A 26,286-nucleotide genomic window follows, 5' to 3' on the forward strand; every position below is an offset into this window, starting at 1 on the left:
TTTGGATTTAAAGTAAGTTCCTGGATTCAGATCAAAAATCATTTTCAGTTTTACTTTTTTCTTGGTCTAAAATTTGTTTATAATACCCAAATCACTTTGACTATTACAGGATTAATAAAAATATTATCGCATAAGTTTCTTTTGAAGTCTTTTGCCTTGCAAAGGCCTATCCGGTATATTTTTATGTTTTTCTTAATCTTCCTGACTTTAGCGGAGAGTTTTTCTCAAGAAATCATTACAGTCAGAGAAGGCTTTCCATATTGCGAGTCTTTTGAAACTTTAAATCCAAGAGCCAATACTGTTATTAATGGCACCAAACGAGTTGGAAAGATAGATGTTCCTTTTGATCCAGTACTAACAGGCTCATCATTGCAACTAACCTCCAATAATTCAGAAGAAAATGGATATGTATATATTGATTATCCTTTTGCTTCAAACAGAGGTGTAAAAGTTTCTTTTGAATATTCAAGTTTCGGAAAAACTACTTCTGAAGGTGCTGACGGTTTAAGTTTTTTCATGTTTGATGGTTCCATTGATCCAAGCAATTTCGAAATTGGGGGAAAAGGTGGAGCGCTGGGATATACAGCACGAAGAGCGGTAAATGGAGGGGTAGAGGAGGAAAATGAACCTGGCTTAAAAGGGGCCTATCTAGGAATAGGGCTGGACGAATTTGGGAACTTTGGCAATTATTACGAAAATAAGAGATATGGATTTTTAGGTAGAAATACGGTCCCTATTTCATCTTTAAATTCACCCGGATCGGCTCTTGATCGTTTTCCCCATTCAATTGTCCTTCGAGGCCCAGTAATGGACAGTGACGTCAATCGAAATGATGCTATAGCTTTCGCTAGCTATGAATTTATAACTGGAAGAATTCTAAATGAAAATGTTTTTTTGGGTGTCGATGCTGAGTATTTGTCTCCTTTTGGTGAGACCTTATTCAATGTTGATATAAACAGTGATGAGCCTGTTTTTGATTGCAATGATATAGGCTATAGAAAGGTTTTTATAGATCTTCAACCCGACCCTGTTTCAGGTTTTAAGGTAAATGTTTGGATGCTTATCAATGAAACAGGTACCCGGGAACTAATTCATGTTATTGTTGATGAGCCTTATCCTTATACTGCTCCTCCTTTTCTAAAAATTGGATTTTCTGCTTCGACTGGCGGATCTAATAATTTTCACAATATTAAAAATGTTACGGTTGAAGTTTCCGATCTAACAGGAGTCAATGATCCAACCGGATCGCCGTATTTGGAGGAAGTTTGTCAAGGAGGTGAACTAGAGTTTGAAATTAACCCCCAGGTTGATAATGAAGCATTTGTAAGATGCATCCAATTATTTGAAGATTTGGAATCTGCAAATGAAGCTAAAACCGCCGCAGAAACTGCTTCCTCTGACCAAAGTTTTGACTGTGGACTTTCAGGAACTTGTTTCTATGAGCTATGTAAGCAGGAAAACTTAAAAATTGATACCAATTTCGGTTATTTTGAAACTTTTATGGAAGAAGTATCAGATGGTACATTTATCCAAAAAATTCGATTCGCATCTAATGGTATCCTCAGTAATACTGGGCAGGTCACAGTTTACTACACTGTGGTTGATAACTTTGGACAAATGTCAGACCCACAGCCTATCACAGTTGAGGTAGTCCCTAATCCAGACCCTATCATTACAACAATTGATCCTTTGGTATGGGAGCAAAGCGAAATTAATGATGTTAGAGTACTTTTTGATGCAGAACCAAAAGGGACAGGATATATTTATCAATGGTATAAAGACGGAACACCAATTTCCGGGGCTACTTCAGATTCTTATTTAGCTATTGGACCAAGTGCAATTGGTGATTATACAGTAGAAGTAACCACCGGTCTAGGTTGTTTTGGTGTTTCCAATGAAGAGGTTAAAATTAGGATAGTTGAAGACCTAAACCCCCAAATTCCGACCTCTGGTGCGATAAGAGAGACTTGTGATCAATTGGGATCTATACAAGTGATTTTAGATGGAGATGAAATTTCAGGTATTGATGATCAAGGAAATCAAGGGAATGAAAAATATCGGATAGTATCATTACCAGGGAATGCAGTGATTGTGGATTGGACGTTTTTGACACCTGGCCAATCCGTGATTGAAGAAGCCAATTTAACTGCAGGATCTTATATTTTTCAAATTGGTGATCAGTATAGAAGTGGTCAACCAGGAAGTGATGGGTCTCCATTATTTAGGCATGAAATCCCGTTTGAAATTTTGCCGATAGAGTTCCCATTACTTATAGATGCAATTCCTGAGAATCCTTTATGTTTTCAAGGGCAAGATGGCTCTATCACAGTAAACGCGCAAGATGGAAACGGGACTTACACTTATGAATTAATTCAAGGAGGTAGTGTCATTTCTAAAAGTGCGGATAATATTAGTGAAACATCCTTTACCTTTTCATCATTACCTGCTGGAAATTATGAGGTTAGAGTTGAAAGTGGTTCAAGATGTGAAGAATATGTTCCTATTGAATTAATAGATCCTTCACCTGTTGAACTTACCGTTTCAGAGGTAAAAGATGTTACCTGTGTAGAAAATGATGGTTTAATTGAGTGGATTGCAACTGGAGGTTCTGGAATATATTCTTTTGTTTCTTTAAGTAGAGATGGAAATATTTTGGATGAAAGTGAGTTTACACTTCTCCAAGATGAAAATGTATTTACAACAAGCGGTTTAACTTCTGGAACTTATACATTGATTGTTAGTGATGACCAAGGTTGCACAGTGTTCGAAGACAAAAACCAGCTTATTGAGGTTTCCCCTAAGCCAAGCTTGGATTTGCAATCACCGGAAGAAATTTGTGAAGGGGATGATCTGTATATAGAGGCGTCTTTACTTGAATCCGGAGAACTGGAGAATCCTGTATATACCTGGGTTACTCCAGATGGCGATAGAATAAACTCTAACACAGAAATAGATGGAGTTTCCTATGAGTTAATCGATCATGATAATGATTCCTTTACCCCATCACACTTAATTGTAAGGGGCTTTAGATCGGGCAACTATACTTTTTCCCTCGAATTATCTGGACCCTATTCCTGTGATCTTTCGATTTCAACGAATGTAGAAGTTTTACCTTTACCACAGACAATATTCAATACCATATCTACCTCATGTTTCAATAGTTCTGATGGTGAAATCACTTTGGAATCTGTTGACCCTTCCAGTAATTATATATTTACAATTAAAGAAACCGGTCAAAGCAATACCACAGGTGACTTTTCTGGCCTCCCGGCAGGCCAATACACAATCCGTGTTCAGGAAGATGGAGGGCTATGCTTTTCAGAAGAGATTGTTGAAATTACTCAACCTAATGAACTTCAAATACTTAATGAAGATCTGATTCATCCAACTTGCGGAGATCAAAATGGATCTTTTTCCTTTGATCTAGTAGGCGGTACTAAGGACTATTCTATTTTAATTAACAGCCAAGCAATTACCGATTATTCTTATACTATCGACGGTGATCGTGTTGAAGTTTTTGATCTTCCTCCAGGAAACTATTCGGTTGATGTTACAGATGCAAATTCATGTAGTATTTCTATCTCAAATCTTGTCAATTTAGTAAATGATGATGGATATGAGGTTGTCTTAAATCCAATGGTACAAGAGGTTTGTCTTGATATGGAGGTAGTATTTTCTCCAACTTTTACCAATTCTTTACCAGTTAAACCTACCTTAAGATGGTATAAGGATTTTAACCTCACTGATCCGATAACAAATTTGAATGATCCTAATGGATTGTCTTTTTCAATCAATGATGTGACCGGAGAATTAATTGTTAAAGGTTTGCCTGAAGGGAATCATGAATTTTTTCTTGAAATTACAGGGCCAGGTATATGTCCTGTAATAAAAACTGCAGAGGCAATAGTTTACCTTCCCATTTCTGCTGAAGTTGAAATTACACCAATTACTTGTATTGGAGATACTAATGGTTCAATAAAAGTTTTGCCATCAGGAGGAAATGGTCAATTCGAAATAAGCTTTGATGGTGGAAGCTTTGGAACAATCTCTTCGTATTCAAGTCTTCCTGCTGGGGAATATACTATTGCCATTAGAAATAATTTAGGTTGCGTCTTATCTCAAAATGTAACTATTGAAAGTCCCTCATCCCCAATTTCAATAAATGAGCCTACTATTATTAGAGCATCCTGTGGTCTTCCTAATGGAAGTATTCAAGATTTGGAGATTTCAGGAGGTTGGAGTAATTATTCTGTAGAATGGAGGAAGGGCTCGTTGAATGGAGCGGTATTACAAGGATCCCAAACAGACTTATTCGATTTATTCCCGGATACTTATTTTTTGATTGTAACTGATGGAGAGGGTTGTGAAGAGATTTTTGAATTTGAGATTGAAGAATCTTCCGATCCAGTTTATCAGGTGGTTCCTCCCATCGATGTTTGTGTTGGTAATACTGTATCCATCCGACCAATTCATATTGCCCCAGATCCAAATTTGCCACCAGCTGCGGCTACTGAAGTTAGATGGTACAAGAATGCAAATCAAAATGGGCTAATAGGAAATGGGCCTGATCTAGATAATCCTTCAATTATTTATTCAATTGATGATTCAGATTGGCTTAATCCTAAACTTGAAATAACAGGGCTTCCTGCTGGAAAATACAGCTATTATTTTTATGTTGTTTGCACAGGACAAGAGATTGAGATTGAAGTAGAAGTGTTTGATGTTCCTGATATTATTCTTGAAACCTCACCTGTTACCTGTTTTGGAGATTCAAATGGTAGCTTAAAAATTATTGGTGGAGATTTACCTCGATATACATATAGTGTAAATGGTGCGGAGATTTTAGAAAAAGATGATTTAGAATCAATGTCTTTTTCCGCTGGTACATATGAATTGGAAATATTTACTCCAGCAGGATGCTCTCAAAAAATTGATTTTGAAATTTTGGGTCCTTCAGCTCCATTAGATTCTTCTCTTCTTCAAGGTATTAATCCTGGATGTGGATCTTCAAATGGAAAGCTTTTCGCTGAAATAATAGGAGGATGGAAACCATATCAAATTGAAGTAATTAAAGATGGTAGCATTTTTCAAACCTTATCGTCTCAAGATGGAATCATTTCTTTGGAAGGACTTGAATTAGGAGAGTACTCCTTGACTATTTCTGATAAGGAAGGATGTACCATCTCAACCAATTTGGTAGAATTGATTAATGGTCCTACTCAAATTCTCGTTGAAAAGATTGAAATTTGCTCTGACGGGACAGCAATTCTAATACCTGAACTCGACCCTCCAGCATCTGGAGTCACTTTCCAATGGTATTTTGATGACAATCTTACACAGGAAATTAGCAGTAGTTCAAACCCTGCACCAGATGGGAAAATCTATCAAATCAACCCATCTTCTGGAGAATTAATTGTTTCTGGGTTTTCAGATAACGAACAAGAGTATAACTACTTTGTTACCGTAAGTGGCCCTACTATTTGCCCGGGTTTTGTGGGTAAAGGGGAAATTCAGGTTTTTGAGATTCCATCTGCCACCATTTCGGTTAATGATGAAGTTTGTTTTGGTACAGGCGGATCCATTGAATTAAATCCAACAGGAGGATCTGGTATCTTGAGTTATAGCTTAAATGGAGGTCCTTTTGTTTCCTCAACATCTTTTAATGTTCCAACCGGTATTCATACTATTGAAATCCAAAGCTCAGTAGGATGTAATTTAATTATCCCAAATATTGAAGTAAATGGACCAAATTCGGCTCTTGAAGTTTTTAATCAGGAGTTAGTAAATCCAACCTGTGAATTGAATAATGGTATTATTCGCTTTGAAATTGAAGGAGGATACGCTCCCTATAATGTGTATTATTCAAGAATAGGTGATCAAGAGCAATCTCTTTTCGTAAATCAGCCAGGGTTGACTGAAATTTCTGGAATAGGACAGGGGATTTATCAATTAAGAATAGAAGATAGTCAAGGTTGTGAACTTTTTATTTCCAATGAACTTGACATTCAAGAAGCACCAACAGAAATTTTTCTGTCTGATAAGGTAATCTGTGAAGGGGAATTGGCTATTCTTACACCAAGTGTTTCTCAAAATATAACTGATGAAGTTTTCACTTGGTACTATGACGAGAATGGAAATCAACCAATAATTAATAATAGTTCGGTTGATGGTGTAACATATCAAGTTAGTGATTCAGGAGAATTAACTATAGGCGGATTGAATGGAAATGGATCTCCATATACCTATTTTGTAATGGTTCAAGGAACTGGCATTTGCGGCGTGAAACCTACACCAGCAAAAGTTACTGTAAATAGTATTCCAAACCTTAGAGTTTCTAATCCTTCTGTTGTTTGTGATCCAGCAGGGACTGTTGATCTAACTAATTATATTGAAGGCTTTAATCCAAATGTATATGAATACAACATTCTTTCTCCTTCTGGAATAGCTATGCAAATTTCTGAATTAGATGCTGTGAATATATCTGGCGATTATAGAGTTAGTAGTAGTTTGAAGGGTACGGGATGTTGGAATGAACCTCAACGAATTTTAGTGATTATTGCTGATGAGCTACTTGAAGCTAAATTTGATTATCAATTTGATTTGGGAGATGGAAATCTAATTTCAAATGATACTATTCAGATTTTTGAAGAGATTCAATTTACTGATCTTTCCTCTGGCAAAGTAATTCTTTGGTCATGGGATTTTGGAGACGGTTCGGTTAGTTCGGAACCAAACCCTCTTCATTTTTACCAGGAAAAAGGTTCCTATACTATTCAACTTCAGGTAATCGATGAATTTGGTTGTATTTCAGTTTTTGAGCAACTTATTCAAGTTTCTGATGATTATTGGGTTCGCTTTCCAAATGCATTTACTCCTTCTAGGATAGATGGAAAAAATAATTACTTTAAACCTGTTTTTCGTGGAATTGCAAGTATGGAGTTTTATGTTTTTACAACTTGGGGAGAACTTGTTTATCAAAGTAATTCTCTTGATTCTCAAGGATGGGATGGTAAATTTAAAGGAGTAGAAGCTCCAAATGGCAATTATATTTATCGGGGAAAATTCATAAGTAATTCAGGGGAAGTTCTTAATGAATCAGGAGTATTTACCTTAATAAGGTAATGAAATGCCTTTAATTCAATCTTGATTTCATTTTGAATATAAATTTTTATTTGTAATTGGGTTCAAAAGTAGTCAGTGCGGCAAAGTCTGTACTCATAGGTAGCTTCATTTCGAAAGGAATTTCATTTATAAGTACCATCATTCTTGCTAGACTTTTGTTTCCAGAAGATTATGGTTCACTTTTACTAGCCACTATAATAACTGGATTGATTGGTCAAATAGGTAGTATGGGCTTTGAGCTATATTACCTTCAATTCAAGGGTGAGAAAAGTGAAAGAGAGAAACTCCTTAAACAAGTATATTTTTTGAGGGTAATTATGAATTTTATTCTTTTCTTAATTCAATTCATTGCAGGAATTGTTTTGATTGTTCTTTTTTCAGAGAAGATAAGTGGAGGTATTATAGTATTGTTGTCCTTTTCTTTGATGATTGAGGGTTTTAATTCTCCACAGGAAACAATTTTGAGGGATCAAATAAATTTTAAGAAAATTACGATTGGAAATATTTATAGGGAAATTTTTGGGACTTTGGCAAAAATAGCAAGTGCGTTTTGGGGATTGGGAGGACTTTCTTTTGGGATTGGTCCAGTTGTGGGAAGTGTCATTAGATTATTTTATTTCAGATATGTTGTTAAATATCAACCAGGTAAAATTTTTATTGATAGAAAGATAGCTGTCAATATTTTTAATTATGGAAAATATATGTTGTTTGCTTCTGCAGGTAATTTCTTGGTTCAACAAGTTGATAAATTTGTATTAGCTAGTTTTTTTTCAAAGGAGATTGTTGGTAGATATACGTTTTCTTGGAATTTTGCCTCAATGCCATTTAATTATTTGATCGTTCCTCAAGCTCAGTTGAACATGTCGTATATAACTCGCTTTAAGGCTGGGGATTATGTTTTGTTTGATAAATTATCAATAATTCAAAAAATGATATTTTTTATTTTTTTTCCAGTTACTCTGTTTCTTTTATTCTTTGTTGAAGAAGCGGTTGTTTTTTTATTTTCTGATAAATGGATTGAAACTGTTCCTATTGTTTCCATCTTGCTTGTTTATTACGCTTTTCAATCTATTACATTCCCTTTCAGTGGTGTCCTGAATGGTTTGGGGCGTCCCGATATAAACTCTCGAATTTTAGTATCAAGAGCAATTGTTTTAGTAATTTCTCTATTGCTCGTTTCTTTTTTATACTCCGATATTATCACATATACTTACGTTTTTGTGGGTGTATCATTGGTGTTTGACATTATTAAAATTATCAAGACCTTTAATTTAATCGGTGTTCTAAACAACAGTGTTTTTTTTAAATTTCAACTTGATATCTTATTTTTCTTATTGATATGTCTCATGTACTTTTTAAATATTGAGAATGAGATTTATCGACTTTTTCTATTTGTATTCTTAATTATGGTTTTCTTTATCTCCTCATATCTTTTCGACAAAGAGAAATCAATTCTTGCTTATAATTTATTTAAGGATAGTCTGTTAAGTAAAATTTGATGAGAAGAGGTAGTAATCCTATTCTTAACAGCAAAATTTTAAAAAAGGAATGTTACCACAGGATCGTGATTCCTGTTTATATTCCTAATTTAGAAGGTTATTACGCAGAATCTTTGGACATTCTGAAACTGTCCTTGAATAGTCTAGTGAATACGGTTCATAAGAAAACTTGCATTACTGTTATTGACAATAATTCTAGTATTGAAGTGAAATATTTCCTTCAAGAATTGCTTTCTTCCGGTCGAATTGATCAGCTTATTACTTACAGTAAAAATCAAGGGAAAGTCGATCCTTTGGTCTCTTTTTTGAAAGGCTGTCATGAGAATCTTATTACCCTCACCGATGCCGATGTTCTATTCACGCCGAATTGGCAAAGTTCTGTTGAGAATCTATTTGCCGCATTTCCCCAGGCCGGTATGGTTAGTCCTTTAGCAGCCCCCTCCCTACACTCATTTTGCACTTCTTTCACTTGGTTTTATGGTCTTTTTAAATTTCGAGTCTACCGAGATACCAATGAAGATGTTTCCTCTCTCATCAAATTTCATGAAAGCATTAATAGGGAAAGACAATTAAATGAATATGAAAAAAGGCCGTTTTTTATTGAGAATAAAAAAGCTCGAGCGGTTTTAGGTAACGGTCATTTTTGTGCGACAATTTGCAAAGAGGTAGTTCCTTTTATCCCTTTAGAATTTTCTGGGCCGAATTTTAAAGCTGCCGAAGAAAGATTTATTGATTTACCTGTGGTGAAAGCTGGCTTTATGAGAATTGCCACCGAAAAGGGCTATGTATTTCATTTGGGGAATTCTGTTGAAAGCTGGATGAATTCATATGTAATTTCAAAGGATGATTTTCATGAAGTTACAACAGGTATACCTCCCAGAAAAAGATGGTTTAATTCAATTTGGATAAATTATTTTATACGAAGAATTTTTTCTCAATCTTTTCTTCTAAAAATATTCATGTATCGAATTAATTAACTGTTAATTATGATAAAATACATCAAGAAAATCGGCTATCATTTTTATATCAAATACTTGAATGCAGTTTACTTGAAAAAAAGAAAGAGAGAAGGGACTTTAATTGACAGTACTGTCGTAGGATATAAAAACGTTTCCTTTGAAGGAGAGAATGTGGTCCCTGACAAATGTAAATTTTTTGGTAATGTAAAAATTGGATACAGAACTACTTTGGGTAGTTCCAATTTTTTCCATGGGAATATTACTATTGGAAAGTATTGCCAGATTGGAAGTAATGTTGGTATTCATTCCTCCAGTCATCCAATTTCATATTTATCGACCTATGTGAATAAAAATCTTTTTGGAGGTGAGCTCGTAAACCTGAAAAATAATTTTCAAGTTCAAATTGGCCATGACGTTTGGATTGGTCATGGAGTGATAATTGTCGGTCATGTTAAAATTGGCAACGGTGCAATCTTGGGAGCTGGAACTGTTGTCACAAAAGATGTCCCTCCATATTCTATTGTGGTAGGGGTTCCAGGTCGCGTTATACGAAAACGATTTAATGAAAATGTAATATCGGAGATAGAATCATTGAAATGGTGGGATCTATCTGATTCGGAATTAAATAATATTAAGAATCTATTTTTTAAAAATTATTCAGAATCAAATTCTATATATGAATAATTATTTTGTAGTGGATTACTTGTTTAGCTAATTGAATGGGAAAAATTAACAATAAAAAAATTTTTGTTCTATTACCTGATGGAATTGGATTAAAAAACTTTGCATATAGTAGTTTTCCTGAATTGGGATCAAAAAATGGATTTGATATCGTTTATTGGAACAAAACTTCTTTTGATTTAGGGAAAATAGGTTTTTCAGAAGTGAAGTTGCCAAATTCTAAACCGCATTTTCTTTCAACAATTCTTAAAAATGTAAAAAATACCATATTCTTGGACTATTTTACATCTAAATTTGATGATGATACTTATCAATCGTACAAATTTAAATCTTCTTCCTTCTTTCGATCTTGGACAGAAAGTTTAAAAGAAGTTTTATATAGAATTTTTCTATTTTTTTTTAAAATTGCCCCTAAAGAATCTATTCAAAGTTACATACATTTTTTCGAAAGAAGGACTTCTTATTATCGTTCTTGCAAATCTCAATTAACTGTCCATAAACCTGATTTTATTTTTTGTACCAATCAAAGGCACATATCAGCTATTGCTCCTATATTAGCTGCTTCTGATTTAGGTATTCCTACCTCAACGTTCATTTTTTCATGGGATAATTTACCGAAAGCCACTTTGGTTGTCTCTACTGATTTTTTTTATGTTTGGAGTTCTCACATGAAAAATGAGTTGCTTCGCTATTATTCCAATGTTAAAGAGGAGCAGATAAAAATAGTAGGCACTCCTCAATTTGAATTTCATTATAATTCTGATTATATCATATCTAAGGATGAGTTCTTTGGAAGATACAATTTGAATGAAGATTGGGATTATATTTGCTTTTCTGGTGATGATATTACCACAAGTCCTTTCGACGAATATTATCTTAGGGATCTGGCCTCTTCCATTTCTCAATTAAATCAAAATCATGAAAAAAAGTTGGGAATAATTTTTAGAAGGTGTCCAGTAGATTTTTCTGATCGATACGATCCTATTATTGCTGAATTTGAGGATATCATTATACCGATTAATCCCTTATGGAAATCATTTGGTCAATCATGGAATGAGATTATGCCAACTGCAGAAGATATTAAGATTCTGAATAGCACGATTTTCTATTCAAAAGCAGTTTTTAATTTAGGGTCCTCCATGGTTTTTGATTTTATTATTTTTGATAAACCCTGTTTTTATTTCAATTACGACCCCGTTATTCAGTCTGACATAAATTGGTCTGTTCAAAAAATTTATAAGTTTATTCATTTTAAATCCATGCCCTCAGAGAATGCAGTAATGTGGATAATGGGAAAAGATGATTTAAGACCTATGTTATTGAAGGTAGTGGATTCCAGTCAAGAGATTGATTTAAATGAAACCCGTGTTTGGTTTAATAAAATTGTATCGGTTTCTCCAAATACCACCTCTTCTGCTATTTTGAATAGTATAAAAGAAATAGTTTAAATTCTTATGCATATAGCTTTTTTAACTCCAGAGTACCCCCATCCTAAAATCGGAAAATCTGGTGGTCTAGGTACTAGTATTTGGGGTTTAGCAAATATTTTATCTGAATCGGGAATTAATGTTACTGTATTGGTTTACGGAAAGGAAAAGGATTCATCTTTTAGAGAGGATGGGGTTAATTTTTATCTTATCAGGAATATTAAGGTAAAGGGACTTTCTTATTTCTTGACGGTTAAAAAAGTTCAAAAATTAATTATCAGGATTAACAAGGATGATAAAATAGACTTTTTGGAAGTTCCTGACTGGACTGGCTTTTCTGCTTTTCTAAAGTTGAATATACCCATTGTAATGAGATTAAATGGTAGTGATTCTTATTTTTGCCATCTTGAAAATCGTCCAGTCAAAATCTTCAATAAGTTTTTAGAAAGAAGAGCCTTCAGGAGAGCTGATCATATTATTTCAGTAAGTAAATTCACTGGCGAATTAACAAATAAACTATTCAATTTGCAGAGGTCTTTTGAAATAATACCCAATCCTGTAGATACTTCTAAATTCTCTAATTTTTCTAATTCTATTCAGAGTGGTGTTATTTTGTACTTTGGAACTCTCATCCGCAAGAAAGGTCTTTTAGAACTTCCTTTTATTTTTAATGAAGTTGTTAATGTTTTTCCAGATACCAGATTATATCTGGTTGGTTCAGATTCCTTTGACATTATTACTGGCAGTACCTCTACTTGGCAATTGATGGAACCATTATTTTCTGAAGCTGCTCTAAAGAACGTAAAGTACTTCGGACCAGTTGATTATTCAGCTATTAAGAATCACATTGCAAGAGCCAATTTATGTGTTTTTCCAAGTTTTGCTGAAGCCTTACCCGTTTCCTGGTTGGAGGCTATGGCTATGGGCAAGGCCATCGTTACGAGTGATGTGGGGTGGGCACCAGAGATAATAGATCAGGGTCAGGATGGTTTTATGGTTGATCCAAAGAATCATAAAGAATTTGCGGAAAGAATTTGCCAAATTTTGCAATACCAAGATCTTCAGGAGTCTCTTTCAAAAAACGCTATTCATAAGGTCAATAGTAAATTTTCTAAACAAAGCGTTTTTCAGCGATATATTAGTTATTACAATTCTTTGGTATGATTTTCATCTATCATTCACATAAGTCTATTCATTCAGTAATAAATTCAAATGATAATAGAGAAGTTAACTTTAACTCTAATTCCCTAACTAAGTTAGTTTTTGAATTAGCATATTTATATCCTGATGACTTGGTTTTTTGGTGCGACATTAAATTTAAAGATATTTTAGAAATAGGTAATATTTCATCCATTTTTCATTCAAAAAATATTTTTTCTACTTATTCAGTTTCGGGTAGGTACGTTCTTTCTGATTACATTCATTATGTCGATAACTCTTTTTTCTGTAATCCCCTAAGCGATACAAAATCCCCAACCTATTTCATGAGTTCAGAAGTTGGAGGTATTTTCTCTTCTGTACTAATCAGTCTTAAAGACCAGGTCAACCTTAAGGAAGAATTTGATTATTTCCTTTGTTCCTTGGCAAAACTAGCGATACCAAAAGGACTATTTTGTTATTCGGATCCTGGATTGGTGAAAAAAATCAAATTTAACAGTAAGTTTCTTGAGAGAAAACCCTCGATTGATTTCAAATTTGTTAGCCAACATTGGAAAAAGCGATGGTTGTTTTTTTTATTTATCGCTTTATTTTTGAGGGAAAATAAATTCTTATTTCTAACCTTTATAAAGTCCTTCTTTTATAAAAAATTGAGGTTAGATTCAATAAATTTTAATTTCAGTAATGATTTATATCTTGATAAGCTGGATTTTGATGTTCTTATTCCAACTATAGGTCGAAAGAAATATTTGCAGAATTTTTTACAGGATTTGGCTAAACAAATAAATCTTCCTAAGAATGTCATTATAATTGAGCAAAACCCCGAACCCAATTCTAAATCGGATTTATTTTTTCTGGAATCGGATAATTATCCCTTCAATGTCATTCATAAATTTACTCACACGCCAGGGGCATGCAATGCAAGAAATCTAGGGATTGATTTGGTAAAAAGTAAATGGGTTTTTTTAGCTGATGATGATATACGTATATCAGAAGATTTTTTTGAGGAATTGCAGAATTCAAAAATATTGGATCCTAATTTTGCTTACACCTTTAGCTGCCTTAAGAAAAATGAGATAAAGACAAAAACCATCATACATCAATGGGACTCTTTTGGATCGGGATGCAGCTTTGTCACAAACGATATTTTGAAAAAAATCCGTTTTGATACTGGATTTGAATTTGGATTTGGTGAAGATTCCGATTTTGGAATGCAGATTAGGAAATTAGGTTTTGATGTAATTTATCTTCCAAATCCTGAAATAATTCATTTAAAAGCTCCGATAGGTGGCTTTAGAACCAAGCCTCAATTGTTATGGGATAAGGAAAAAATCCAACCTAAACCTTCACCCACAGTGTTTTTATTGTATTTAAAACATAAAAGTAATAAGCAAATTTATTCGTTTAAGCTCTCCTTATTCATCAATTACTATTTTAATCAATCTATCAAGAATCCATTCGTCTATTATTCCTATTTCAAAAAGCAATGGAATATGAGTGAAGTTTACGCCCACAAATTAGTAAATCAATGAGGTTAAGTTTGATTATTTGCACCTTCATGAGGCCTCATTCTTTAGAGTGTCTTCTCACTTCTGTTGAAAACCAAATTGTCAAACCTGATGAAGTTATAATTGTTGATGGTTCCTTAAATGATGAAACAAAAGATCTGATTAATTTATCTTCTTTTACATTTAATCTGAAATATTATCTCGTAAGTCAAGCAGATAGAGGATTAACGCTCCAAAGAAATTATGGGATTTCGAAAGTAGATCCCAATAGTGATTTAATTTCCTTTTTGGATGATGATTTAATTCTTCTGGAAGATTACTTTCAGCAGATAAAATTAACCTTTGAGCAAAACAGTTCAGCTATAGGAGTAGGCGGTATTGACTTGATTGAAAATAGTTATTTCAAAAAGAAGCCCAGTGTGAATTATTCATCCTTTAATTATTTTGAAATCGATGGGTGGGTTTCTAAAGAACCTCTTCGATATAAATTGAGAAAGCTTTTTGGGTTGATGTCTTCCAACAAACCCGGAATAGTTCCTTCTTACGGACATGGTCGAACCGAACTCCCTCCTAATGGAAATATATACCGAGTGGAACATTTTATGGGCGGTATAGCCACGTACAAGCGGAGTCTTTTTAATCATATTTCCTTCTCGAGTTATTTTCAAGGATATGGATTATATGAGGATTTTGATTTTTGTATTCGGGCATTAAAAATTGGAGATTTATTTGTCAATACATCAGCCCAGGTGAAACACTATCATGAGCCAAGTGGTAGGCCTAACTATTTTAAATATGGTAAAATGGTAGTTCGAAACGGATATTATATTTTAAATTTAAGATTTCCCAAGAATACATTTATAAATAAATTAAAGTGGCACCTGATCACATTACTGCTTGCCCACTTACGATTAGTTAACTCTATTTCTGGTCCCAACAGAAGAATAGCATTTAATGACTATGCTGGCAGAATGATAGGCTGGGTTTCTTTATTTTTTAACTCTCCAAAATAATTTTTTCAGGAGGATAGTATTATTTATATATGAAATTTCTAATAGTAACTCATGCCAATCATTTGATTTTCAATGGTAAGTATTTTTCTTATGGACCATACGTAAGGGAAATGAGATTATGGGAAAAAAATGTGGATGAGCTTATAATTGTAGCTCCATTAAGCAAAAAAGAACCATCTCCCATTGATTTGCCCTATTTACAGGATAATATCAAATTCATATCTATACCTGAATTTAATATTTTAGGTACAAAGAATCTGTTACGATCTATTTTTTTATTACCAGTGATTTTATTTAAGATTGCTAGAGGCATGTTTTTATGTGATCACATTCATTTGAGATGCCCAGGTAATGTAGGATTGTTGTCTTCCTTTGTACAGATTTTTTTTCCATTTAAAAATAAAACTGCCAAGTATGCTGGAAATTGGGATCCTAAGAGCGCACAACCTTGGTCTTATCGTGTTCAAAGGAAAATTTTAAGATCAGAGCTCCTAACAAAAAACATGAGTGTTTTGGTTTATGGGGAATGGCTTGATAATACCAAAAATATCATTCCTTTTTTTACTGCAAGTTATTTGGAATCTGATAAAAGAGCCTTTAATAAGCCTGATATGGATGATAAAATTCGACTAATTTTCGTCGGGGGACTTTTCTCCAATAAAAATCCAGAAATAGCTCTTAAAGTCTGTTCTTTTCTGAAAGCAAAAAATATAAGGATCGAACTCGTATTTTGTGGAGATGGTCCTGAATATTCAAAATTGCTGGCATTAAGAGATTCTCTCGAATTAAAAGATGAAGTTAAATTTTTAGGAAATGTATCTGCCGAGCGCGTCAGAGACGAATTTATACAAGCTCATTTTTTAATCTTTGTATCCGATTCTGAAGGGTGGCCCAAAGTCGTTGCAGAAGCCATGTGGTGGGGATGTATTCCAATCACCACACCTGTCAGTTGTGTCCCACAGATGCTTGGTTATGGAGAAAGGGGCTTTTTAACCCAAAAGGATAGTAAAACTATTTCGAATATTATTGAAGATTCTTTGATGGATCCAAATTCTCTTTTCTTAATGAGAAATAGGGCCATAGCTTGGGCACATCAATATACTCTTGAGAAGTTTGAACGTGAGATCAAGAAACTATTGTAATTCTTATTGACTCTGAGCGATAATTAGCTATAAATAAGCGTACCAACTAACCCTATTTATTAAAATGTTCAAATTCCAAAATACTTAAATGACAATCAAAATTGCACAATTGGTAGATTCCTTGAATTTGGGAGGCACTGAACGAATGGCAGTAAATATAGCCAACTCGTTAGCAAATGAGGGAATAGAAAGCCATCTTTTGGTTACAAGAAAAGTTGGGGGTTTGAGCTCCTTTGTTCAAAGTAATGTTTCAATCAAAGTATTTAACAAAAGGAGTAAATTAGATTTGATTTCTTTTTTTCATTTGTTAAGACATTTGACAAAAGAAAATCCGGATATTCTTCATGTGCATCAGACTTCAATATTTTGGGCTATTTTTCTCAAGGTATTCCTTCCTCAGACCAAATTGCTTTGGCATGATCATTTCGGTCAGAGTGAGATGTTAGAACTATATCCTAGAAAGGAAATGAAACTCATTATGCCGTTCATTGATGCGGTCATTGTCGTGAATGAAATCATTAAAAACTATTGGCAGGAAAGATTTCCTGAGAAGAAGCAATCCATCTTTTATTTAAAGAATTTTCCTGAATTTCTTAAAATCAATAGGGTTTATTCCCAATCTGAGGTTTTGTCAATTATTAACATAGCAAATTTCAGAAAGCAAAAAGATCAATTGACACTTTTGGATGCTCTTAAAATTTTGAAAAGCGAAGGTTTCCTCTTTAAGGCTTTTCTAATTGGAGAATTTGTAGATTTGAATTGGGTGGAATCCGTTAGAGAAAGAATAATACTCAACGGTCTAGAGAATGAGGTAAAAATCGTAGGACCAGTGAGTAATTTAATCCCCTATCTTGAAAGTGGAAATATTGGGATTTTGAGTTCTGAATCCGAAGGATTGCCCGTCGCCCTTCTTGAATATGGAATGGCTGGTCTACCGACCGTTGTGACTCAAGTTGGTCAATGTGGAGAAGTTTTGGGCTTTGGTGAATACGGGTGGGTAGTGCCTCCAAAATCCCCTTCAAATCTGGCCCAAGCAATTAAGGAGATTTTTTTAGACCCTGATAATGCAGAAAAAAAAGGACAGAAATTGAAGGTTCATATTAATAAAAACTTTGGTCCTAATAATTTTTTAAATCATTATTTTGATATAATTAATTCGTTAGTAATTCAAAAAAAATGATTAGACGGATTATTCTCTCCCAGAATTATTTTTTCTGGACTTTTTTTCACGTGCTATTGGGTATTGTTTCTTCATTAACCCCCTTTGCTCTCATTTTCTGGTTCTATCTTGTTGCGGGATCTTCAATTTTGATGATTTTTAAAGTAAAAAGTATATTTCCTTTCGTCGTTTTTGTTATCTACCTTACTTCTTTTGAAATTCTCGCAAGAATGTCTCAAACTTCACCTTATATTCCTTATGAGTTAGGTAAATACTTACTTTTTTTAATGCTCATTTTGGGAGTTTTCAAGTTTGGTTCTAAAAATTATCTTGGGCTTTTGTTGGTTTTGCTACTCGTACCAGCAGTGTTTTTTGACTTATCTGGTAAGGTAGATCAAAAGGCATTAATTTTTAATCTACTAGGACCCATAAATGTAGGGCTTGCAGTATGGTTTTTCTATGGGAAATCGATATCAAAGTATCAACTTATAAGGCTTTTACGGATAAGCCTTTTTCCTTTAATTGCAGTGTTATCTTCCACCATATTCAAAATTCCTTCCTATGACGAGATTGAGTTTAGTCTGGGAGCCAATTTTGCTACAAGTGGGGGAGGAGGTTCCAACCAAGTTGCCACGCTTCTTGGACTCGGAATATTTATTTGCTTTCTGTTTTTAATCAATAAATGGAAAATCACCGGCTATCGAATTGGTGATTTTCTTCTGTTTTTCTTTTTTGGATTTCAAGGCCTTCTTACTTTTTCTAGGGGTGGAATTATTGGAGGTATCATGGGGATATCCATTATCCTGTTTTTTGTACTGCAGAGTAACGAATCAGTCAAAAGGCGATATAATCTTCCTAAAATCAGTAAAGCCTTATTGCTTGCCGGCATCTTGATTACGATTACTTTCCAAATAGCTGATAATTTGACAGATGGTCTGTTGGGACTCCGATATTTAGGCGAAACCCAAGGTACTTTGTCTGGAACTAAAGAGAAATCTATAGATTCTATTACCACTGGGCGATTTAGTATTTTTATGGAGGATACCAATCTTTGGTTGGACAATCCAATTTTCGGTGTGGGTATAGGAGCCTCCTCCTTCCTGAGATCGGATAGTCAATTTTATCTGACTCACGTTGAATTGAGTCGTCTTTTATCTGAACACGGGCTGCTAGGCCTATTTTATTTTTCAATTCTTATGTATCTATTCGTAGATCTTATAATTTCAAAAAGGCCGCCGATGGAAAAAGGTATTCTAGTTGCTTTTTTTCTGATTGCAATTTATACCACTTTTCATGCTGCAATGAGAACCTACCTCACACCACTGTTCATTGGTCTGAGCTTGATGGATATCAAACTGTCGAAAACTCCCTTCAAATCACCAAAGAAGGAGGAAGAACCAGAAATTCAAGAACAGAGAATCAAATATTAATGCTCACAATAGAAAGCTTATTAAGGCTGAAAAATTATCCATTAGATAAGGCTTTTGTTGAGTTGGATCGAATACAATCCTTTTCAAAAGAAGAGTACTTCCAATGGCAGGAAAAGAAAAAATGGGATTTGGTGAAATTTCATCATAACCATAATCCATTATATAAGAAGCTGGTGGGAAAATACCTGCCAGATTCTTGGGAAGAACTTCCAATAGTAAAAAAGAAGGATCTCCAGCAAAATAGTGACCTTTGGCTGTCCGAAGGAATAAATAAAAAAGACCTGCACTTTGGAAGTACCTCCGGCTCTTCAGGACTTCCACTTAAATTTGCAAGGGATAAGTTTTGCCACAGCCTTATCTGGGCCTTGATTTTAGATAGGTATCAAAAAGTTGGAATTTCATCTTCTGATTTTCAGGCTCGGTTTTTTGGAATACCACTTGCTAAAACCGCTTATTTTAAGGAGAGGATCAAAGATTTTTTAATGAATAGATACCGCTTTGTTATATTTGATATTTCTGATAAAGCGTTAGACGGATTCATCCAAAAATTCAGAGAAAAAAAAATTAAGTACCTATATGGGTATACTAATTCTCAACTCACCTTTGCTCGACATTTAAATTCAAAAGGGTTGACTTTGAAGGAGATTTGCCCTACTGTGACCTGCAGCATTGTAACTAGCGAACAATGCACTGAGGAGGATAAAAAATTTCTGGAAGAAGTATTTAAGATCCCGGTATACAATGAATACGGGGCAGCAGAGGTGGCATTTCTCGCAATGACAGATCAAAATGGGGTAAGGAGACTTTCCAACGAAACTGTTTTAACTGAAGTACTGGATGATGAGGGAACAGCTCTTCCCGATGGGCAAACTGGCAGACTGATTTTTACCAACCTGTTCAATAAGGCCATGCCTTTTATCAGGTATGAGGTTGGGGATTTTGGTGCAATTGAAAAAGATCCAATATTCATTCAAGACAAGCTAATTCGTTTACAGGGGAGATTGAACGACAAGGTATTTTTGCCATCCGGAAAAGTAGCTGCAGGCTTCTCCCTTTATTATGTGTCCAAACATTTGATGAGTACCTTGGGCTATATCCAGGAATACCAAGTTCAGCAATTTGCTCTTGATAAATTCCTCTTTCTTGTCGTTATGGATCATGAACTGAATGACTCCGCCAAAAAGATCATACAGACAGCTTTTGACACCTATTTAGAAAAAGGTCTGGAAATAGAAATCCAAAAGGTAAACTTTATTGATCGGGAGAAATCAGGGAAATTAAAACATTTCATTTCCCATTTGAAACAAAACGGAAAATAGTGAAGGTTCTCTATTTCTATCAATATTTTGCAACCTCCAAAGGAAGTTGGGGGACAAGAGTCCATGAGTTTACAAGAGAATGGGTGAAAAGAGGTTATGAGGTTACTGTTGTCACAAGTGTCTACTCGAAATCTGATATTTCGGCATCAAGATTTATTGATACACAATATTTCGATGGAGTAAAAGTTATAATTATTAATGTAAGAGTAGATAATAAACAGTCATTTTTCAAACGCATTTTTTCCTTTTTGGTGTATTCAATTTTTTCTTGCTGGTATGCTTTGACTTACTCTACTCATTTAGTCATTGTTTCGAGTGGTCCTATTACGGTAGGAGTTCCTGGTTTGATTGCAAAATTTATTCGGAAAAAGAAATTAATATTTGAAAGTAGAGATTTATGGCCAGATGGTGCCATAGAACTAGGCATTATTAATAACCCTTTGATGATCAAGGTCTCTCGGTGGTTTGAGAAGTTTTGCTACAAATCCTCAGATTTGATAGTTGCACTTTCTGTTGGGATGGAAAAAGAGATTAGGAAAAAATCTTCTCATCAAAACGTAATTACGGTGACTAATGCCGCAAACATTCCTCTTTTTTCTACACCGAAGCCATTTCCTTCCAACTTGGGTTTTGCCTCAAAATCTTATGCTATCTATACCGGAAATATTGGTGAAGTTAACAATTCACTATGGCTCCTAGAAGCCTCCAAAATTTTACAGAAAAGGGGCTCAAATTTAAAAATTCTGATGATAGGAGAAGGGCAACAACGTGAATTGATCGATCAGCAAATTCTGGAACTTCAACTACAAAACATTATCCGTTGGCCACTTATGCCAAAAGAGGATCTAGTTCCTCTTGTACAGAATGCACTAATATCATTGGTTCCGCTTAAAGGAACTCCTGTCTTGGATACTTCTTCTCCTAATAAGTTTTTCGAATCTCTTTCAGCAGGTGTACCTGTTGTTCAAAATACTCAAGGTTGGATGAGTGACTTTTTGTTAGAGCATCAGGTAGGTTTTACACTTCCACCTGATGATCCGGCCGCCTTGGCAGATTTGCTCATTGAGCTTTCTTCCGATCCCAAGCTATTGGAGGAAATGAAAAAAAGGGCGTTTGAAATTTCTGTGGCTGAGTTTGATAAAAACAAACTGGCAGATAAAATGATTTCTGCAATTGAATCCCTAGCTTAAATGAAAATTCTTTTAACCGGAGGAAATGGTTTTTTAGGAAGATATCTGGTGAAATCTCTAAAATCCATTGGAGAAGTGATTCAGTTAGGCAGGTCCTCTTCATCTGATATTATTGCGGATTTTACAAAAGCTATCCCTTCGCTTCCTATGGTGGATATGGTTGTGCATGCTGCGGGTATAGCCCATTTTATCCCAAAGACTCAGGAGGAAAAAGACCTTTTCGATTTAGTAAATGTATTGGGAACCAAAAAACTCCTGGATAGACTATCACAGAATTCTAAAAAACCTCAAACCTTTGTATTTATAAGTTCAGTTTCAGTTTATGGATTGGAAACAGGAGAATTGATTAATGAAGATTTCCCTCTTTTGGGAAACACACCATATGCGCTAAGTAAAATAAAGGCAGAGCGGTTGATTTTGGATTGGGGGGAAAAATACGGCGTTACTGTTTTTATCCTTCGTCTTCCTTTGGTCGTAGGAGAAAAAGCACCAGGAAATTTGGGGGCGATGCAAAAAGCAATCCAAGCTGGCTACTACTTTAGAGTTGGGAAAGGAGAAGCTCGTAAATCAATGGTTCTAGCCGAAGATATTGGAAGACTGATTCCTAGTTTAATAAATTACAATGGTGGTATTTACAATCTTACAGATGGAGTAGACCCAACGATATCAGAGCTTGACTCTGCCATGGCTAGAAAGATAAATAAAAACATTAAAGTCTTGCCTTTAGCATTAATTAGGCCTATTGCTAAACTTGGAGACAAAGTAAAGTTGTTTCCAATCAATTCATACAGATTAGAAAAATTAATTGGACAATTAACCTTTGATAGCAGCAAATCAAAAAAAGAACTCAACTGGAACCCTAAATCAGTTTTAAACTGGTTATCAGAATAAATCATGGTAAAGATTTTGTTTTTGGGTGAAACCTATCGTGCCGACGCCAAAAGTTGGATAAAAGGAATTGAAAAGGAATCAGGAACCAGGCTTGAGACGATGGAAATCAAGAGGTCCGATACCAGAATTAGCCGTATTTTCAATGCCTTATTTTTTTTTCTTGAGGTTCTCCGTACCAAATTTAGAAAAAGCTATGATTTGGTCTTGGCAGAGCGAGCAACTAGCTATGGTCTGTTTTCTCTTTTTATTAATGCAAAAGTCAGGATCGTTGCCCAACAAGGGATTACGGATGCATTTCCGGAGGAAGGATTTTCCGGGTTTTACAAAAGAATTATACAGCGAATAGTATATCAAAATGTTGATTTGGTCCATGCTTGGGGTCACGTCATGACATATGCGATGCTTTATTCAGGAGCAGCACCTCACAAGATACTAGTTTTGCCTAAAGGCATCAACTTAAATCTTTATCGGTTTTCCGATTCCAGCCGCAATGATTTTCTTCCTTTGAGTTTGATTGTGACACGCTCGCTTTATGAGCTGTATTCTCATGCGTCCATTTTGAAAAGCATCGCAATTCTAAAGGAAAGTGGCCTGAAGGTCAATGCTGTTCTAGTCGGCGAAGGTCCGGAGAAGACCAATCTGATCCGGCTTTGCAAGGACTTAGCTATCGAAGATCAAGTAAATTTTAAGGGTTTAATCCCGAACGATCAACTTCCTGATCTTCTTGGCAATTCAGCATTGTATGTTGCTTTCCCGACTACCGAGGGAGTATCCAGTTCTTTATTTGAAGCCATGGCCGTTGGCTGTTTTCCCATTGTATCTGACCTGCCTGCCAATCAGGCATTTTTATCTCAAAATGATAACGGCGTTTTGGTGCCTACGGGAGATGTATTCAAGCTCGCGGAAGCTATTCGATTTGCAGCTGAAAACCCTCAGCTGGTAGAAAGTGCTGTTTCAAAAAATAGAGAATACATTGAAACTCATGTCGATTTTAATAAGAATATGAAAACAATTTATCAGAGATATTTGGACCTTTTAGCAAAAAAATCTGACTGAGCATGTGTGGAATAGTAGGATTTTGGAATTACAATCATCAGCCGGCTTCTTCTGATTTAATCTATAAAATGCGGGAAAGTCTTCACCATCGCGGACCGGACGCAGGAGCGCATTGGATCGAAGGATCTTTGGCACTAGGCCACCGAAGATTGTCTATCATAGATCTTAGTGAATCAGCCAACCAGCCTTTTCATTCCCCTTGCAAAAATTTCACCCTGGTATTCAACGGGGAAATTTTCAATTATCAGTCCTTCTATTTAGAACTGAAGCAGAAAGGCTATGTATTCCGGAGCTCTTCCGATACGGAGGTGCTACTCTATTTATTGATGGAGTACGGGCTGAAGGTGCTGTCTCGGTTGAATGGTTTCTTTGCATTTGCTTTTTTTGATCACCGGACTCAGGAATTGGTTTTGGCAAGGGATCGATTTGGGGTAAAACCGCTGTTCTATTTTCAGTCAGATCATGGATTTTACTTTGCAAGTGAAGCCAAAGCCTTGTTTGCTGCCAACCTTCCCAAAGAAATAAAAGAGGAAAACTTGGATGAACTTTTCTTATACCGCTTTAATTCGGGAAAGGCTTCAGTTTTCAAAAATGTCCTAAAATTGCTTCCAGGTCATTGGATGAAAATCACAAATTCGGGGAAAAGTACAAAAGAAGGAAGATGGTTTCATCTGGGTGAAGAAATTTTGGCTCAGCCAAAAATCAAAAATCCTTTGGAATGGTTTGAGGAGACCTTCCATCAAAGCATCCAACTCAGGATGATTGCCGATGTCAAGGTAGGTACGCTCTTGAGTGGAGGATTGGATTCAAGCAGCACCCTTTTTAGCCAATACAAGCAAGGTTTTACAGATTTGAGTACCTGGAACGTTTCATTTAGTGACTCGAGACACGATGAGTCTCGCCTCGCTCAACAACTTTCAGGTTCTTTGGATGCAGATTTCAACTCGTTCGAATTCAAGGAAGATGAATTGGTCAATCTGACCCGGGATTCGATCAGAAACCATGATGAACCCATCATGCATTTTTCTGATGGGCATTTGCTGGGAATCTCAAAAAGAGCAAAAGAAAAAGTATCTGTCCTACTAAGTGGGGAAGGAGCTGATGAAATTTTGGGAGGATATGTGCGGTATAAAATTCATGATAGGGAAATGCGCTATCGGCTTTTATCTCTAATTCGCTTTATTCCTGAAAAATGGCTGAAGAACGAGCGGCTAAGAAAAATGAAGCGATACCTTCAAATGAACAATCGAGAGGCAGAAATTCTAATGAATGCCAATGAATTATACCCGTCCGATTTGCAAAATCTGGGTGTCAATTCCGCCAAATTATTGGAAGAATATAGAATCAAGGTTCTTGAAGAAGCAAAAATAGTATATCCCAAAAATAGATATCGCCAATTGCTCTATTTGGAGCAACATACTCATCTTTATACACTCAATGATCGAAATGACCGTACCACCATGGGAGCTTCGATCGAATGCAGAGATCCATTTCTTGACCCGAATCTAGTGGTCGGGACTGGAAGTCTACCAGACTCTCATTTTGGGAGCAAAGGAAAAGGGAAGTATCTTTTGATGAATTCGATTGGTAGGCAATTGCCCGAATACATTACAAAACACCGAAAAGTGGGACTCTCAGTTCCCTGGGAAACATTGATATTGAGTCAACCCTACCTTCGGGAAATTCTGGAAGAATTGCCAAAGTCAGGTCTTTTTTCAATGAAACCCTATTGCTTTCTCGATATTAAGGGGATTGTGGAGAGTTTTAAGAAGGATCCGGTCAGGTTTTATCCAATTATTCGCCAAGTTTATTTTACCGCTTGGTGGTATAAAATCCACTTTCAAGCAGACGATAAAGTACCCTGAAAACAGTTTCAGAAAAACTATATTACAAAAGCTCCGGATTGATGGTTATTGTTTCATATTCTTAGTTCAGTGTTACACAGATAAATGATAAATTCAAAAGAAGAATTAAAATTTTATTTAGAAGCAGATAAGTTTGCTTTGGGGAGAAAAGGGAAGCCATGGTTTTTTGGTGATGAGGTCTGGAAATACCAAATTTTATTAAGAAAATGTGAATTTTATAGTAAAAGACGAGGATTTTTGAAGGTTTTATATTTGTTTTTTAAATACAAAAGACTAAGACTAGGGGTTAAACTAGGTTTTGATATTCCTGAAGGTGTTTTTGGAGCAGGATTACGGATCAATCATTTTGGGAATATTACAGTTAACGGCAAATGTAAAATCGGGAGATGGTGTGATATTCATCAAGGGGTCAATATTGGCGCAAGCAACCCTGAGAAAAGAGAAGAAGACAAAAACTATACACCCATAATCGGAGATAATGTTTGGATTGGACCAGGGGCTAAAATTTTTGGCGATATCAGGATTGGTTCTGGGGTTCAAATTGGAGCAAATGCTGTTGTGAACAAATCTTTCCAAGGCAATGTGACTATTGGGGGTATTCCGGCAAGCGTAATTATAAATAAGGGAACTTTATCAGTAGATGTTTTAGCGAACAGTAAAAATTCCAAGGAGTTTTTTAAGAAATTCCCAAAGTATCAGAAATTTCAATAATAATTTTAGCATCCCTAAAAGAGGATATATGTTTTAGAAAGAGGTTTTTTCTAAATTAAAGTTAAATTACGATTTAAATCTTGAAAATTATGAAGTATGGCTCTTACATCATTTTAGTTTTTATAATATCAATAAATTTTTTGTTATAAACAAAAA

17 protein-coding genes are annotated in these 26,286 nt (G+C 35.2%); all 17 read left to right on the forward strand.

The annotated features are described in order from the left end of the window. Nucleotides 1-96: 96 nt before the first annotated feature. The 17 genes from HWE15_RS10705 to HWE15_RS10785 all read left to right on the forward strand — a co-directional run bounded on the left by HWE15_RS10705 (nucleotide 97) and on the right by HWE15_RS10785 (nucleotide 26,130). Nucleotides 97-7,122, forward strand: coding sequence for a PKD domain-containing protein (locus HWE15_RS10705; RefSeq protein ID WP_290507528.1), 7,026 nt, complete (start codon nucleotides 97-99; stop codon nucleotides 7,120-7,122). A gap of 56 nt (nucleotides 7,123-7,178) precedes the next feature. After that, nucleotides 7,179-8,621 carry an oligosaccharide flippase family protein gene (locus HWE15_RS10710; protein ID WP_290507529.1) on the forward strand — a complete coding sequence of 481 codons (1,443 nt, stop codon included), beginning with the start codon at nucleotides 7,179-7,181 and terminating at the stop codon, nucleotides 8,619-8,621. Continuing rightward, a complete protein-coding gene (locus HWE15_RS10715) occupies nucleotides 8,621-9,598 on the forward strand; it encodes a glycosyltransferase family A protein (RefSeq protein WP_290507530.1) in 978 nt (325 codons plus the stop codon). The genes HWE15_RS10710 and HWE15_RS10715 overlap by 1 nt, the downstream gene beginning before the upstream one ends. Nucleotides 9,599-9,607: 9 nt before the next feature. After that, complete coding sequence (locus HWE15_RS10720) at nucleotides 9,608-10,264, forward strand: CatB-related O-acetyltransferase (RefSeq protein ID WP_290507531.1); 657 nt, start codon at nucleotides 9,608-9,610, stop codon at nucleotides 10,262-10,264. 35 nt (nucleotides 10,265-10,299) lie between these two features. Continuing rightward, the gene (locus HWE15_RS10725; RefSeq protein ID WP_290507532.1) at nucleotides 10,300-11,709 is read left to right on the forward strand and encodes a hypothetical protein; all 1,410 of its coding nucleotides are present in this window, start codon (nucleotides 10,300-10,302) and stop codon (nucleotides 11,707-11,709) included. A 6-nt stretch (nucleotides 11,710-11,715) separates the two neighbouring features. Beyond that, nucleotides 11,716-12,852 carry a glycosyltransferase family 4 protein gene (locus HWE15_RS10730; protein WP_290507533.1) on the forward strand — a complete coding sequence of 379 codons (1,137 nt, stop codon included), beginning with the start codon at nucleotides 11,716-11,718 and terminating at the stop codon, nucleotides 12,850-12,852. Continuing rightward, the gene (locus HWE15_RS10735) at nucleotides 12,849-14,378 is read left to right on the forward strand and encodes a glycosyltransferase family 2 protein (protein WP_290507534.1); all 1,530 of its coding nucleotides are present in this window, start codon (nucleotides 12,849-12,851) and stop codon (nucleotides 14,376-14,378) included. The genes HWE15_RS10730 and HWE15_RS10735 overlap by 4 nt, the downstream gene beginning before the upstream one ends. Next, the gene (locus HWE15_RS10740; protein WP_290507535.1) at nucleotides 14,375-15,367 is read left to right on the forward strand and encodes a glycosyltransferase; all 993 of its coding nucleotides are present in this window, start codon (nucleotides 14,375-14,377) and stop codon (nucleotides 15,365-15,367) included. The genes HWE15_RS10735 and HWE15_RS10740 overlap by 4 nt, the downstream gene beginning before the upstream one ends. Nucleotides 15,368-15,477: 110 nt before the next feature. Next, entirely contained in the window at nucleotides 15,478-16,509 is a 1,032-nt protein-coding gene (locus HWE15_RS10745; RefSeq protein WP_290507536.1) for a glycosyltransferase, read from the forward strand. Between the two features lie 88 nt (nucleotides 16,510-16,597). Further along, nucleotides 16,598-17,689 carry a glycosyltransferase family 4 protein gene (locus HWE15_RS10750; RefSeq protein WP_290507537.1) on the forward strand — a complete coding sequence of 364 codons (1,092 nt, stop codon included), beginning with the start codon at nucleotides 16,598-16,600 and terminating at the stop codon, nucleotides 17,687-17,689. A 209-nt stretch (nucleotides 17,690-17,898) separates the two neighbouring features. Then, on the forward strand, nucleotides 17,899-19,098 hold the full coding sequence (locus HWE15_RS10755) for an O-antigen ligase family protein (protein WP_290507538.1): 1,200 nt from the start codon (nucleotides 17,899-17,901) through the stop codon (nucleotides 19,096-19,098). Further along, nucleotides 19,098-20,417 (forward strand): phenylacetate--CoA ligase family protein, encoded by a 1,320-nt coding sequence (locus HWE15_RS10760; RefSeq protein ID WP_290507539.1) that lies wholly within the window; start codon nucleotides 19,098-19,100, stop codon nucleotides 20,415-20,417. The genes HWE15_RS10755 and HWE15_RS10760 overlap by 1 nt, the downstream gene beginning before the upstream one ends. After that, entirely contained in the window at nucleotides 20,417-21,607 is a 1,191-nt protein-coding gene (locus tag HWE15_RS10765) for a glycosyltransferase family 4 protein (protein ID WP_290507540.1), read from the forward strand. Before HWE15_RS10760 ends, HWE15_RS10765 begins: the two co-directional genes overlap by 1 nt. Further along, complete coding sequence (locus tag HWE15_RS10770) at nucleotides 21,608-22,498, forward strand: NAD-dependent epimerase/dehydratase family protein (RefSeq protein WP_290507541.1); 891 nt, start codon at nucleotides 21,608-21,610, stop codon at nucleotides 22,496-22,498. Between the two features lie 3 nt (nucleotides 22,499-22,501). Continuing rightward, a complete protein-coding gene (locus tag HWE15_RS10775; RefSeq protein ID WP_290507542.1) occupies nucleotides 22,502-23,554 on the forward strand; it encodes a glycosyltransferase family 4 protein in 1,053 nt (350 codons plus the stop codon). A gap of 2 nt (nucleotides 23,555-23,556) precedes the next feature. Then, complete coding sequence (asnB, locus tag HWE15_RS10780) at nucleotides 23,557-25,419, forward strand: asparagine synthase (glutamine-hydrolyzing) (protein WP_290507543.1); 1,863 nt, start codon at nucleotides 23,557-23,559, stop codon at nucleotides 25,417-25,419. 84 nt (nucleotides 25,420-25,503) lie between these two features. Continuing rightward, on the forward strand, nucleotides 25,504-26,130 hold the full coding sequence (locus tag HWE15_RS10785; RefSeq protein ID WP_290507544.1) for a serine O-acetyltransferase: 627 nt from the start codon (nucleotides 25,504-25,506) through the stop codon (nucleotides 26,128-26,130). Nucleotides 26,131-26,286: the final 156 nt, after the last annotated feature.

This window comes from Algoriphagus sp., from assembly GCF_013373065.1.
Classification (GTDB): domain Bacteria; phylum Bacteroidota; class Bacteroidia; order Cytophagales; family Cyclobacteriaceae; genus Algoriphagus.